Below are 12954 nucleotides of genomic sequence, written 5' to 3' on the forward strand. Positions count from 1 at the left end.
AAGCAAATGAAAATCGTTACTGAAAGGGGCGTCCGGTGGCGGCGGCAGATTCCACCCAGATCCCACCCGAGTCCGACCGGAGAACGCCCGTGGTGGCGCTCGCCGGTTTCGCCGGACTCGCCGCGGCGGGCGTGGATCGCGCGGCCGCGGTGCTCGGCATGGCGCCGGGGACCGTCGTGGTCCGCCACGACCTCACCCAGCTGCGGGAAGGCATCGTGCACCGCACGGTGCGCACCGCTACGCAGGAGACCTCGGCCGTGCTGGAGCTCGCGCACGGTTGCGTCTCCTGCACGCTGCGGATGGATCTGCTTCCGCTGCTGTGCACCCTCGCCCGGCGCGAGTCGGTCGATCGCATCGTGCTCGCGCTGGACCCGGCGTTCGAGGCCGAAGCGGTCTGTCAGGCCATCGAGAACGTCGTGGTCGCGGGCGTGCACGGCCGGGTGGACGGCCCCGCCGGACGCGACGTGCGCGTGGACGCGGTCCTGACCTGCCTGGACGCCGACGCCTGGCTCGCCGACGCGACCGGGGACGACACGCTCGCCGAGCGCGGCCTCGCCACCGCCGACGACGACCGCACCGTGGCGCAAGTCGCGGTAGGTCAAGTCGATTTCGCCGATGCCGTCATCGCCCTCGGCGCCGCCGACGCCTCCGGAGTGCTGCTCGGCGACGCGCGGGCCAAGCTGGCCGCGGTGCTGGCCAGGCTCGTCCCCGGCGCGCCGGTCGCCTGGGTGGACGAGCTGTCCCGGCTCACCCCGACCCTGGTCGAGACGCTGCTCACCCGCGTCCCCGCCGATTCGCGGCGCGGCCGGGTCTTCGACGCGCACGCGCCGCTGCTGCGCGGACGACCGCCCTTGACCGGTGACTGCGGCGTCGAGCTCGTGGAGTTCGCCGCGGCGCGCCCGTTCCATCCGGCTCGCTTGCACGAGGCGCTGGACGTACTGCTCGACGGTGTGGTGACCGCGCGTGGGCGCATCTGGCTGGCCACCCAACCCGACGAGGTGGTGTGGCTCGAATCCGCCGGTGGCGGCCTGCGGGTCGGCGGAGCTGGGCGCTGGCTGGCCGCGCTGCCGGAAGCCGAACTGGCCGAGGCTGATCCGGAGCGCCGCGCGATGGCGGCCCTGCGCTGGGACGAACGGTTCGGCGACCGGGACATCTCGCTGTCGATCCTGGTGTACGAAGCCGATCCGGCGGAGATCCGCGAAGCGCTGCACTGGGCGCTGGTGGAGGACGACGAACTGCGCCTGGTCGAGCGCGCACCGGAGCGAGTGGCCCAGTGGGAGGACCCGTTCGGCGACTGGCACGCCGACCCGTGCGCGAGCGACGAGGCGGGAGGCCAGCCCGTGGAAGACGCGAAAAGCCCGAGAGGAGAGGCGAAATGAAGAAAGGGATCCATCCGGACTATCACCCGGTGGTCTTCGAGGACGCGAGCACCGGCAAGCGGTTCCTCACCCGGTCCACGGCCACCGGCGCACGCAGCGTCGAGTGGACCGATGGCAACACCTATCCGCTGCTGACGGTGGACGTCACCGCCGACTCGCACCCGTTCTGGACCGGCGCGCACCGCGTGCTGGACGCCCAAGGGCGCGTGGAGAAGTTCGAACGCAAATACGGCAAGCGCGCACGGAAGGGGTCCTGAGATGGCGGTACCGAAGCGGAAGATGTCGCGGTCGAACACCCGAAGCCGCCGCTCGAACTGGAAAGCCGTTCCCGTGGACCTGGTGCCGGTGACCGTCGGGGGCGTCGTGCATCAGGTGCCGCGCAGGTTGGTCGCGGCCGTGCGCCGCGGGCTGATCGACGTCGAGCGGCTCTGAGCCGGGCATCCGAAACTCGCGACACGGAAGCGGGGCCGCCGGTGATCCGGACGGCCCCGCTTCGCTGCGTCGCGCGTCGTTGGACCTGCGTGTACGCGCCTTTGGCAGCTATGGGGAAGGGGCCGGATCGCCGATCGTCTCGATGCGCTTCGATGCGACCCGCCGGCGCCGATAGACCTGCCGCGTATCGGCCCACGATAGCTCGCTGGATACTGGTGAGCGACAGAACGCGCCCGGTCCTGGTCGATCGTCCGGAAACGCGCACTCGGGGGCATTGGGCGAAAAATCTTCGCGCGAACTCCGGTGCCGGTAGCTACTTTACAGCTACCTATGTGCTCTGCATCACGTCGCACTATTGCGCCGGAAGCGATTGCGAATGGATAGCCAGATGGTGAATTGCGCACTGACGGTTGGTTTTTGAACTACGGAAAAGTCCCCGGAAAGGATGCGCTCGCGGCCGGAGGGAGGTACCCTCGTGCTCGAGGGCGGGTTCTCCTGGTTTCCAGGAGAACCCGCTCATCGCCACTCTGCGGGGCGTTGCGCCGAATGCCGCTCTCCTGATGTCCCTCTCGCCCTGCCGGACTGCGCGCGTCCGGTGGTCGCGCCGGTGTGCGGCTCAGTTTTTCGAGGTCAACTCGGGCGGCCGGTCGTCGTCGCTCGCGGCGCGCCGCTGGTCACCGTCGTGCCCCGGCAGACCGGGAAGATCCGGCAGCAGCGCCTCCAGACGCGCCAGTTGCTCGCCGACCAGTGCCGCGGGCCCTTCGATCAGCGACAGCGGCCACGGCCAGTGCGGTCCGTTCCAGCGCCGCACCTGCTCGGTCAGCTCGGCCGTCGTCGCCTCCAGTTCGCTGATCTCGGTCCGCAATTCGCCTACTTGCGTTCGCAACTGGGCGGATTCGCGCTCCAATGCGGAGATGCGCGCCAGCGCCGCGGCCAACCCGTCCACCAGCGTCCGATTGCGGCCGTCCGCGTCGGCGCCCAGTTGCGGCCAGCCCGACAACCCGGGTCCGCGCAGCTGAATCTGGATGTCGCGCAGCACTGCCTCTTGTTCCGGCGTCACGTCCGGATCCTCCCGTCCCACGAAATCCCACTGGCCGAAATCGGTCGCCTCGGCCTCGTTCACATCACAGCGCACGCCGCCGACCGTCACTTGGCGCCGGGTCTGATGGATGGCGCGTCTTGTCTCCACGTTCGTGCCCGACCAGGCGTCGGTCTGCCACGCCCACGTCGCGTATCCGGCGTCCAGCGCGCGGCTGACCGCCCAGTACCCGCCGTAGATGCCGACGTTCGCGCGCCCGAGCACCGTCGCCGCCCCGTCCAGGTAGGCGTTGATGGGTAGCTGGTCCTGCGGTGAAGCGTCGAAATCCGCGGAGAAATAGATCGGCCGGTCCACCCGTCCGCCGCAGCGCAGCACCTGGGCGAGGCCCGCGCGTGCGTCCACGATGCCCGCGCCGTAGCCGTCCAGCATCCGCGCGGCCGTGGTCTCCCAATTCGACACGATCGAGACGCCGTGCGTCCGCAGATCGTTCGCCTCGGCCGGGGTGAGCAGCTTGCCGGGCAGACTCGGGCCACCGTCGGACAGGTACCGCACCACGAAATCGAACCCCGCCGCCCGAATCGCCGCGCCCCCCGGGCGTCCAGCGGCGTAGTCCAGACCGAAACGCATGGCCTCCACTGTAAGTCGGCCGGGCGGCTGAATTCGGGGCATCGCCGAATCCGGGATGCGCGAGGGGATCGCTCAGCGGAAAACGGTCGAGGAGGCTCGACGCGTACCGCGAAACCGAATCGCCGACGGTGCGATTCGCTCGCCGACCGCCGTTCTCCGGACGGTGCCTCGGATCAGCGGGCGGGCTCCAGCTTCGGTCGGCGGACCTTCGGCGGCCCGGCCAGCTCCCGGCGGTCCGGAGCGATCAGCACGGCGGAGATCGGCACCGTCAGTGCCAGCAACCCGATGACGAACATCGGGAACACGAAGTCGAACAACTCCACGCCATCGGGCACCTTCGCCGACCGGTTCACAGCGAAGTGCAACGCGGCGAGCGCGGTGTAGTAGGTGGCGGCCACGCCGACGCCGAACAGCAGCACCGTCGCGGCGCGGGCCAGCGGGAAGCGCATCGTCTGGAACAGCCACAGCGTCGCGGTCGCGGTGATCACCCCGATCACGGCGGAGATCACGGCCAGCCACATCGTCACGCCGACCGACCCCTGGATCTGCAGCGAGCCGACGCCGAGGTAGTTCGTGACGCCGATGCCGAGGCCGAGTACCACGCCGCCGGGCAGCAGCAGCGTCAGCCGCGGTGTGCGCCCGATGATCAGCAGCGCGGCGAAGACCGAGACGATCGACACCACCAGGGCCGAGATCAGTTTGCCCGTGTCGTAACGCATCGCGCTGCCGGGCACCTTCAGGCCCAGCATGGCCACCGACGTGGCCAGCCACACCCCGACGCCGCCGAGCGATATCGCTGCCGAAACCAGCCACACCAACCGGAACTGGACCGAGCGCGCGCCGTGCAGGATGCAGGCGAAACCGACTACCGCGCCCAGCACCGAAATGCCCAGCGACAGCCCGACCAGCCAATAGCCGAGGGCGAACTGGTCGACGGACGTTCCCGCGCCACCTCCGGCGGCCAGCACCGCGACCTCACGCATGCCGCGCTGTTCCTTCCAGTTCGCTCGCCTTCAGCTGGGCGATCGCGTACTCGGTGACCGCGGCGAGCGCTTGGCGCACCTCGATCGCGTTGCGCGCGTCGATGTCCACGATCGGCACGCCCTCGCGCACCGAAAGCGCCTCGCGAAGCTCGGCGATCGGGAAGCGCGGCGCGTCCGGGAAGCGGTTGACCGCGATCAGGAACGGCAGCTTCCGCGCCTCGAAGAAGTCGACCGCGGCGAAGCTGTCCTCCAGCCGTCGGGTGTCGATCAGCACCACGGCGCCGATCGCGCCGCGGATCAGGTCGTCCCACATGAACCAGAACCGCCGCTGACCCGGCGTGCCGAACAGATAGAGCACCAGGTTGCCCGGCAGGATGATCCGGCCGAAGTCCATGGCGACCGTGGTGGTCTCCTTCTCCGGCGTCTCGGCGAGATCGTCGATGCCATCGGAGTAGCGGGTCACCATCGCCTCGGTGCGCAGCGGAACGATCTCCGACACCGCGCCGACGAATGTTGTCTTGCCCGCGCCGAAGCCGCCCGCGACGACGATCTTCGTCGAGGCGACCCGGTTCTCGAAGCCGTCCGGTCCGGGGGCGTTTCCCGGTCCGGGAATTCCACTTGGCCCGGGATGTCCACTGGGCCCCAGATTCCTATAGGGCGCGGAGTCCACGCAATGTCCTCTCCATCAGGGAACGGCGCTCGTCATAGCTCGCCTCTTCGGTCAGGGTCGAATGCACGCGCATGGTGCCGTCGACGACGAGGTCGCCGATCACCACTCGGACCATGCCGAGCGGCCGGTCCAGATGTGCCGCGATCTCGGCGACCGACAGCCGGTGCGTGCCGAGTCGCAATATCTCGGTGCGGATATCGCCGGTCGGCCAGTCGAGATGTGCAGTGTACGACAAGGTTTCGATGACCGCCTCCAGCGGCAGGTCGATCGCGGGTTCGGTGCGCCCCGAGGTCAGGGCGTAGGGCCGGACGCGCGTAGTCGGTCGTGGTCCGGGGCCGTATGGGTTGGACATCTCACACTCAAACAGCGGTGCGCGCGGTCGCGGTGACCACCGAACCCACCCGATCGACCAGCAGCGCCATCTCGTAGCCGATACGTCCGATGTCGTGCGTCTTGTTGGCCAGCACCGCCAGGTGCGAGCCGTTGCCGACGCTCATCACCAGCAGATAGCCGCGCTGCATCTCCACGATCGACTGCATGACCTTGCCGCCGTCGAACAGGGAGGCCGCGCCCATGGAGAGGCTGGCGAGCCCGGCGGTGACGGCGGCGAGCTGTTCGGCGCGATCGCTGGGCAGATGCGGACTGGTGGCCTGCAACAAGCCGTCCGCCGATACCAGCACCGCATGGGAAACGCCGGGCACATCACGGGTGAAGCGGGCGACCAGCCAGTTCAGGTTCTCGTCCGTGGTGCTGTTGTTCGCGTTGGTCATGCAAGCCCTCCGTCGTTGTACTGCGCATTGGCCCGCCCGCTGCGGACCCCACTGAGATGCCTGGTCAGGTTGTTGCGAATTTCTTCCGGATCACGCGCGCCCGCGTCCTCGGCCTGCGCCAGACCGCCGGGCACCAATTGAGCGCCCGGCCTGCGAATCGGCAGTCCGCCGACGGTACGCGCGGTCGTGGTCGGATGGCTGGCGTCCTCCGCGGCCAACCAGCCCGCGTCACCAGGCGAGGACCACGTGCTCTCCGGCGATTGCGAGGTCGAGGGCTCGACCAGCCATTCCGAGACCATGCGCTGATAGATCGGGGTCGGGGAGGCGCCCGCGACCGGCTGCAGCCGGGAGGAGGTCACCGTCGCGGGTTCCGGTGCCGCCTCCTGCGGCGGGTCGGCGGGTACGGCGGGCTTCCGGATCGGAAGACCGGACCGGGCGGTGGTCGGCGGCGCGGGCGGCTGGCTCGGTACGGCCGGAGCGGGACCGGTCGCCGGTTCGTCGTCCTTGAATTCGGCCCACAGATCGGTGCGCGGCTGCTCCCGCTCGACGGCCTGCTCACCGGTGGCGGGCGTCACCGGGGCGAACGGACCGGTCGGGGTGCGGTCGTCCGAGCGCGGCGTGAGGACCGGCCACGGCTGGGTGGGCGGCTGGTCCGCCGGGCTGACCGCCCGGCCGACCGGCGTGGAGACCGTGGGCTGGTCGGGAGCGTCGGCCACGCGGATGGCCGGACGGCGCTGGGGCAGTCCGGAACTGGTCACGCCGAACCGTGCGGTGTCGCGTTGCGGCAGGCTCGGCACCGGGACCAGGTTGCGCGGCTGCGCACCGGTGGGCGGCGTGACCGGCGAGGGTAGCTGATGCTCGGCGGTGAGGTCGAGCGGCTTGCCCGCGGGGTCGGTGACGTCCATCGGCGGCGCAACCAGCGCCCCGGGCAGATGCACACTGGCGGTGATGCCCGGCTGCTGCGCCATCGTCGACGTGCGGCGCAGGGCGCAGGTTGACCGTGATGGTGTGGCGCTTGGCCAGGCGGCCGACGACGAACAGGCCCATGCGGCGCGCGGTCTCGACGGTGACCTCACCACCGGAGGCGAGCCGGTCGTTGGTCGTCTGCAGGTCTTCCAGGGACATGCCGAGGCCGCGGTCGGTGATCTCGATCAGGTAGCCGCCGTCCACCGCGCGCGACACCATCACGGTGACCGGCGTGGTCGGCGGTGAGTAACGCAGCGCGTTGTCGATCAGCTCGGCGAGCAGGTGCTCGATGTCGACGGCGGGCTCGCCCGCGACGATGCCGTCGGGCACCGCGCCGATCTCCACCCGCTGGTAGTCCTCGACCTGGGAGACCGCGCTCCAGAGCATGTCCGACAGCGGCACCGGGTGCAGCTGACCGCGGCGCAGCGCGGTACCGGCGAGCACCAGCAGGTTGTCGCCGTTGCGGCGCATGCGGGTGGCCAGGTGGTCGAGGCGGAACAGGCTCTGCAGCCGGTCGGTGTCGTCCTCGTCGTGCTCGAGATCCTCGATCAGCGCCAGCTGCTGCTCGACCAGCGATTGGCTGCGGCGCGACAGGGTCTCGAACATGTTCCCGATCTGCAGGCGCAGGCGGGCCTGATCGGCGGCCAGGTTGAGCGCCTGTTCGTGGATCTCGTCCACGGCGCGGGCGAGCTGGCCGATCTCGTCGGTGGTGTGCACCGCGACCGGGGTGATCTCCGGTGTGGTGCCGCCCGCGCGCACGACGGCGAGTTCGTCGGGCAGCTTGATGTGCGCGACCTCGAGCGCGTCCCGGCGCAGCCTGCGGACCGGGACGACCAGGGTGCGCGCGACCGAGAGGGCCAAGGCCAGGCCGGCGAGCAGCATGCCGATGACGATCGTCGTCTCGCGCAGCGCGCCGGTCTGCGCCTCGGTGGTGCGGTCGGCCAGCGCGCCGTCGATGGTGTCGATCAGCTGCGCGGTGGTCTTCTCATAGGTGTCCGAGCTGACCAGGAGCGAGTCGAGCACGGCGGGGTTGCTCGCCGGATCCGCGACGTTCTGACTGAAGGTGCCCAGACGCGTCTGTACCGCGTCCAGCAGCGGGCGCATGTTGCCCGCGTAGTCCGGCAGGATCTGCGCGTACTGGTAGATCATCGTGATCTCGGCGCCGGCGGCGACCAGCACGCGGGGCCGCACGCTCGGGTTGCGGCCCGCGTCCGGCGAGCCGATCAGCATGCGCTGCTGGGTGACCACGCGCCGCGCCGTCTGCACCGACGCCAGCTGCAGGAAGTACCGCTGGATGACCAGGTCGTCCACCGATGGCGACAGCGCGAGCGCGTTGCCGATCCGCACCATGATCTCGTCGGACTGCTCGCCGACCATGGCGGGCGAGCCGTTGCGCAGGCTGTTGCGCATCGTGGTTCCGGTGGCGATGGCCGAGGCGAGTTCGGAGGTGACCCGGCCGCTGACCTTCGTGGTCTGCAACGCGGCTTCCAGCTCGGCCAGCGCCTGGTCGAACTTCGTCAGCGCCGCGTCGGTCTGCGGGTCGGCGGTGTTGCCCCAGGTGGCGGTCGCGGTAACGCCGAGTTGCTCGGTGGCCGAACCGAACTTGACGATCGGCCGGATGATGATCGCCTGTTCGGTCGCTGCGTCCAACTGCGTCATGGTGCGCAGTTCGTTGTTGATTCGGAGCACGGCGAAGACGCCTGCCAGCAGCACCGGAAGCACCAGCACCACGCCAACCTTGCGGGTGACCGACCAGTTCGACAGGCTGAATTGCCAGGACCGCGGTGCAGCTTCCATCCGCTTCCGTCGCCTCCGCTTCACCAGTGACCTCGGGCGCGCGTGGCTGTTCGGTATTGATTCAACCCGCAAAGAACCAACTAGAGGTCTTCTTTTTACCGCACGGAACATACCGTGCAGAGGGGTCATCGGCAATCCGGGGGAGCCCGTCCGCAAATTGCCGAATATGGCTATAGAGAACAAGATTCGCGGTGGAATGTGTAAGGGACGCGTCAACTTCCCGCCTGGACCACGGAAGGCGCTGGTCACCCGGGGTTGACAGATGCGACGCGCCGAGGGGTATCGGGCCTGCTCGCCTCGGCGTGTCGGGAGCGCCCTCTCAGTTACCTCTCAGTCGGTGCGGTCAAACTGGTGACATGCGCATTCTGGTGGTCGACGACGATCGGGCGGTCCGGGAATCGCTGCGCCGGTCGCTCACCTTCAACGGCTACTCCGTCGATCTCGCGGTGGATGGTGTGGACGCCCTGGAGAAGGCTACCGTCCAGCGACCGGATGCCCTCGTGCTGGACGTGATGATGCCCCGGCTGGACGGGCTCGAGGTCTGCCGCCGTCTCCGCAGCACCGGCGATGATTTGCCGATTCTGGTTCTCACCGCGCGAGATTCGGTATCCGAGCGGGTCGCGGGGCTCGATGCCGGTGCCGACGACTATTTGCCGAAGCCTTTCGCGCTGGAGGAACTGCTGGCCAGACTGCGCGCGCTGTTGCGGCGCACGACCGCCGATCCGGGTGAGGCGTCGGAGGCAATGAAGTTCGCTGATTTGTCGCTGGATCCGGTGACTCGTGAGGTGTCCCGCGGCGGCAGGCAGATCAGTCTCACCCGCACCGAGTTCTCACTGCTGGAAATGCTGATGGCGAATCCGCGCCGGGTGCTCACCCGCAGCCGCATTCTCGAGGAGGTCTGGGGCTACGATTTCCCAACCTCGGGAAACGCGCTGGAGGTCTACATCGGATATCTGCGCCGCAAGACCGAGGCCGAGGGCGAGCCGCGGTTGATCCACACCGTGCGCGGCGTCGGTTATGTGCTGCGTGAAACGCCACCGTAGGTCGCAGGCCATGGCACGGACAGTTCCCAAGCGTCCCGTGGTCGCCGCGCTCGGCCAGCGACCGCTCGAGTCCGCGGACATGCGGCCGCCGATGCCGCTGACGCGGTCGGTCTCGTTGCGGTGGCGGGTGACGCTGCTGGCCGCCTCCGTGGTGGCGATCGCGGTGGCGGTCACCTCGATCGCGGCCTACGCGCTGGTGGCGCGCGCGTTGTACGCCGACGTGGACGCCCAGCTGCGCAGTAGGTCCACGGCCGTGATCGCCAGCAATCCCTACGGGTTCAACAACCTGAATCTGATGGTCGCCGCGGCCTTCTACGACGACACCGGCATCGCGCTGATCTACCCCGACCTGCGGCGCTGGCTGCCGCCGCAGTCCACCGATCCGCCGGTCGGCGCCCAAGAGGTGGCCGTGGCGCGCGGCGAGCGGAGTTCGTCGCTGCGCACGGTCGGCAATCAGCGCGTGCTGGCCGTCAACACCGACTCGGGTGCGACGCTGGTCATCTCCCAGCGACTGGACCGCACCAGGGAAGTGCTCGACCGGCTCGCCTGGCTGCTGTTCGTCGTCGGCGGCTGCGGCGTCGTGCTGGCCGCCGCGGCGGGCACGGCGGTCGGGCGGACCGGTCTGCGGCCCATCGCGCGGCTGACGGCGGCCACGGAGCGGATCGCCCGCACCGACGATCTGACGCCGATCCCGGTCACGGGCGACGACGAACTGGCAAGGCTCACAGAGAGTTTCAACACCATGCTGCGCGCGCTGACCGAGTCGCGCGACCGGCAGCGCAGGCTCGTCGCGGACGCCGGGCACGAACTGCGGACACCGCTGACGTCCCTGCGGACCAACATGGAGTTGCTCATCGCTTCGAGTCGTCCCGGGGCTCCCCGCCTCCCGGACGAGGACATGGCCGGGCTGCGCGCCGACGTGATGGCCCAGATCGAAGAGCTGTCGACGCTGGTGGGCGATCTGGTCGATCTGGCACGGGAGGACGCGCCGGAAACCGTCTACGAGCGCGTGGATCTCGGGGAGGTCGTGGAACGCGCGCTCGAGCGCGCCCGGCGCAGGCGCACCGGCATCGAGTTCGTCGCCGACCTGCGCCCGTGGTTCGTCTACGGGCACGAGGCAGGCTTGGAGCGCGCGGTGCTGAACGTGCTCGACAACGCGGCGAAGTGGAGCCCGGCGGCCGCGCAGGTCCGGATCCTGATGCGGGAGTGCGGCCCCGGCTTGCTCGAACTGTCCATCGACGACGCGGGCCCCGGCATTCCCGCGGCCGAGCGCGAGTTGGTGTTCGAGCGTTTCTATCGGGTCATGTCGTCGCGGTCCATGCCCGGCTCCGGTCTCGGTCTGGCGATCGTCAAGCAAGTGGTGACGAAACACGGCGGCACCATCGCCATCGATACCTCGCAACGCGGCGGTACCGTCGTTCGCATCGTGTTGCCCGGCGAGCCGGGCGCGCCCGCGCCGGATTGACGCAATAGCGGCCGGCCGAAGTTCATTTTCCGCATAATCTTCGGTCCGGTGCGGAATATTCATCGTCGTCGGGGTATTTCGCAGATTGCTCCGATCGGTTTGCCGCAGGATTTGAGACATCGAGTTGCCGGTGGTTCTATCGCGTACCGGCGCCTGGGACAGATCTCGGAAAACTGAAAGCACGGTCTCAGTCCGCTCTCAGCCGCCATGGCCAATCTGGTCGAGACGTGAGCAGAAACGAGGAGTCCATGACCGAGGATTCGAAGGATCGCCGGGAGCCGGGTCCGGTGGACGGCGGACCCGATCGCCGGCCGGCCGAGCAGATCCGCGGCGCGGCGCCCGACGCGCGAACGGCGGGTGCGCCCGGCCAGGCGCCGCACGGCGGCGTGCCGGGGCCCGGCGCGGCGCCCGCGTACGGCTACGGCCCGCAGCACCCGGCCCCGCAGCATCCGCCGCGGCACGATCCGGCTCCGCCGTTTCCGGGATACCCGGCGTCGTTCGGTCCGGCGGAGGCCACCCAACCGCACGGCCCGGCCTACGGCGCTGCGCCCGCTGGGGCCCGGCGTCCGTTCCGCACCGGTCTCGCCGTCGGCGCCGTCGCGCTCGCGCTGGTCAGCGGCGGTGTCGGCGGTGCGGTCGGCGCTCTGGTCACCCGCGGCGACGACGGGCGCGCCCCGGTGACGAACGCGCTGGACGCGCCGAAGCCGAACGTCAGCAACGCCGTCAACGCTCCGGCCGGCTCCACCCAGGCGGTCGCCCAGAAGGTGCTGCCGAGCGTGGTGATGATCAAGGTGGCCAGCAGCAAGGCCGAGGGCGAGGGCTCCGGGGTGGTGCTGTCCTCCGACGGGCTGATCCTGACCAACAACCACGTGGCCGCGGGCGGTGGGCCGAGCGCCAAGATGGAGGTCGTCTTCTCCGACGGCAGCAGTGCGCCCGCGACGCTGGTCGGCGCCGATCCGGTCTCCGACCTGGCCGTCATCAAGGTGTCCGGGAAAACCGGCCTGACCCCGATCGAGCTGGGCACCTCGGCGAATCTGCAGGTCGGCCAGCCGGTCGTGGCGATCGGGTCGCCGCTCGGCTTGGCCGGCACGGTCACCACGGGCATCGTGTCGGCGCTGAACCGTCCCGTCGTGACCTCCGGCGACGGAAGCGAGCCCGGCCCCGCGGTCAGCCCGGTGATCGACGCGATCCAGACGGACGCCGCGATCAACCCGGGCAACTCCGGCGGCGCACTGGTGGACGGCAACGGCAAGCTCGTCGGCATCAACACCGCCATCGCGACGCTCGGGCCCACCGAGACGGCAGGCGGGCAGACCGGGTCGATCGGACTCGGGTTCGCGATCCCCGTGGATCAAGCGCGCCGGGTGGCCGACGAACTGATCAAGACCGGCAAGGCCACCTACGCCCAGATCGGGATCACGGTGTCGCGTCAGCAGGACCCGGCGCAGCAGATTTCCGGCGCGAAGGTCCGCGACGTGACGGCGGACGGGCCCGCGGCGCGCGCGGGCATTCCGCCGGGGGCGGTGGTGACGAAGCTCGACGACCGTCCGATCGATTCGGGGAACGCGCTCGTCGCCGCGGTCCGCTCACACCAACCAGGAGACAAGGTGAAAGTCACCTACACCGATGACCAAGGCAACAACGCCAAGACCGTCGAGGTGACCCTCTCCGGCGCGCCCGCGGAGGGCGGCCGGTGATCCGCGCGGTTCCGGCAGGCCGGTCCCGGCTGATCGAGGTCGACGCCGACGTTCTCGGCGCGGCCGCCGAGTTGCTCGACGCAGGC

The 12954-nt window shown here is 69.7% G+C and carries 13 protein-coding genes; 6 read left to right on the plus strand and 7 right to left on the minus strand.

Translation table 11 applies throughout. The features are described from left to right. The first annotated feature begins 35 nt into the window (after positions 1-35). From mrf to rpmF, 3 genes are read left to right on the plus strand one after another with little or no spacing between them, the layout of a single operon-like run. The gene (gene mrf / locus LTT66_RS17345) at positions 36-1379 is read left to right on the plus strand and encodes a ribosome hibernation factor-recruiting GTPase MRF (RefSeq protein ID WP_233068762.1); all 1344 of its coding nucleotides are present in this window, start codon (positions 36-38) and stop codon (positions 1377-1379) included. Further along, entirely contained in the window at positions 1376-1636 is a 261-nt protein-coding gene (locus tag LTT66_RS17350) for a type B 50S ribosomal protein L31 (RefSeq protein ID WP_181719450.1), read from the plus strand. The genes mrf and LTT66_RS17350 overlap by 4 nt, the downstream gene beginning before the upstream one ends. A gap of 1 nt (position 1637) precedes the next feature. Continuing rightward, on the plus strand, positions 1638-1811 hold the full coding sequence (gene rpmF / locus LTT66_RS17355) for a 50S ribosomal protein L32 (protein ID WP_043697986.1): 174 nt from the start codon (positions 1638-1640) through the stop codon (positions 1809-1811). A gap of 616 nt (positions 1812-2427) precedes the next feature. Here rpmF and LTT66_RS17360 read toward each other — a convergent pair. From LTT66_RS17360 to LTT66_RS17390, 7 genes are all read right to left on the minus strand, one after another. After that, positions 2428-3477: a glycoside hydrolase domain-containing protein gene (locus LTT66_RS17360; RefSeq protein WP_233068763.1), complete on the minus strand. Its 1050-nt coding sequence runs from the start codon at positions 3475-3477 to the stop codon at positions 2428-2430. A gap of 173 nt (positions 3478-3650) precedes the next feature. Beyond that, positions 3651-4460 (minus strand): MHYT domain-containing protein, encoded by an 810-nt coding sequence (locus tag LTT66_RS17365; RefSeq protein ID WP_233068766.1) that lies wholly within the window; start codon positions 4458-4460, stop codon positions 3651-3653. Then, the gene (locus LTT66_RS17370) at positions 4453-5073 is read right to left on the minus strand and encodes a GTP-binding protein (RefSeq protein ID WP_051169312.1); all 621 of its coding nucleotides are present in this window, start codon (positions 5071-5073) and stop codon (positions 4453-4455) included. The genes LTT66_RS17365 and LTT66_RS17370 overlap by 8 nt, the downstream gene beginning before the upstream one ends. Before the next feature lie 37 nt (positions 5074-5110). Next, a complete protein-coding gene (locus LTT66_RS17375) occupies positions 5111-5482 on the minus strand; it encodes a DUF742 domain-containing protein (RefSeq protein ID WP_040782732.1) in 372 nt (123 codons plus the stop codon). Positions 5483-5489: 7 nt separating this feature from the next. Continuing rightward, on the minus strand, positions 5490-5900 hold the full coding sequence (locus LTT66_RS17380) for a roadblock/LC7 domain-containing protein (RefSeq protein WP_043697982.1): 411 nt from the start codon (positions 5898-5900) through the stop codon (positions 5490-5492). Beyond that, complete coding sequence (locus tag LTT66_RS17385; RefSeq protein ID WP_233068767.1) at positions 5897-6475, minus strand: hypothetical protein; 579 nt, start codon at positions 6473-6475, stop codon at positions 5897-5899. Before LTT66_RS17385 ends, LTT66_RS17380 begins: the two co-directional genes overlap by 4 nt. After that, positions 6456-8663 carry a sensor histidine kinase gene (locus LTT66_RS17390; RefSeq protein ID WP_233068769.1) on the minus strand — a complete coding sequence of 736 codons (2208 nt, stop codon included), beginning with the start codon at positions 8661-8663 and terminating at the stop codon, positions 6456-6458. Before LTT66_RS17390 ends, LTT66_RS17385 begins: the two co-directional genes overlap by 20 nt. Positions 8664-9019: 356 nt before the next feature. Between LTT66_RS17390 and LTT66_RS17395 the strand changes: the two genes are divergently transcribed. From LTT66_RS17395 to LTT66_RS17405, 3 genes are all read left to right on the plus strand, one after another. Then, positions 9020-9706: a response regulator transcription factor gene (locus LTT66_RS17395; RefSeq protein ID WP_043697976.1), complete on the plus strand. Its 687-nt coding sequence runs from the start codon at positions 9020-9022 to the stop codon at positions 9704-9706. Between the two features lie 79 nt (positions 9707-9785). Next, the gene (locus LTT66_RS17400) at positions 9786-11171 is read left to right on the plus strand and encodes a sensor histidine kinase (protein ID WP_233069298.1); all 1386 of its coding nucleotides are present in this window, start codon (positions 9786-9788) and stop codon (positions 11169-11171) included. A gap of 248 nt (positions 11172-11419) precedes the next feature. Further along, the gene (locus LTT66_RS17405) at positions 11420-12868 is read left to right on the plus strand and encodes a S1C family serine protease (protein WP_233068771.1); all 1449 of its coding nucleotides are present in this window, start codon (positions 11420-11422) and stop codon (positions 12866-12868) included. Positions 12869-12954 lie beyond the last annotated feature (86 nt).

Origin of the sequence: Nocardia gipuzkoensis (assembly GCF_021183645.1) — a bacterium.
GTDB lineage: Bacteria > Actinomycetota > Actinomycetes > Mycobacteriales > Mycobacteriaceae > Nocardia > Nocardia abscessus.

Bases quoted from the DNA above. Each gene is read 5' to 3' on its own strand.
- LTT66_RS17375 (WP_040782732.1), bottom strand. From the start codon at position 5,482: ATGTCCAACCCATACGGCCCCGGACCACGACCGACTACGCGCGTCCGG.
- LTT66_RS17365 (WP_233068766.1), bottom strand. From the start codon at position 4,460: ATGCGTGAGGTCGCGGTGCTGGCCGCCGGAGGTGGCGCGGGAACGTCC.
- LTT66_RS17400 (WP_233069298.1), top strand. From the start codon at position 9,786: ATGCGGCCGCCGATGCCGCTGACGCGGTCGGTCTCGTTGCGGTGGCGG.
- rpmF (WP_043697986.1), top strand. From the start codon at position 1,638: ATGGCGGTACCGAAGCGGAAGATGTCGCGGTCGAACACCCGAAGCCGC.
- LTT66_RS17380 (WP_043697982.1), bottom strand. From the start codon at position 5,900: ATGACCAACGCGAACAACAGCACCACGGACGAGAACCTGAACTGGCTG.
- LTT66_RS17405 (WP_233068771.1), top strand. From the start codon at position 11,420: ATGACCGAGGATTCGAAGGATCGCCGGGAGCCGGGTCCGGTGGACGGC.
- LTT66_RS17360 (WP_233068763.1), bottom strand. From the start codon at position 3,477: ATGCGTTTCGGTCTGGACTACGCCGCTGGACGCCCGGGGGGCGCGGCG.
- LTT66_RS17395 (WP_043697976.1), top strand. From the start codon at position 9,020: ATGCGCATTCTGGTGGTCGACGACGATCGGGCGGTCCGGGAATCGCTG.
- LTT66_RS17390 (WP_233068769.1), bottom strand. From the start codon at position 8,663: ATGGAAGCTGCACCGCGGTCCTGGCAATTCAGCCTGTCGAACTGGTCG.
- LTT66_RS17350 (WP_181719450.1), top strand. From the start codon at position 1,376: ATGAAGAAAGGGATCCATCCGGACTATCACCCGGTGGTCTTCGAGGAC.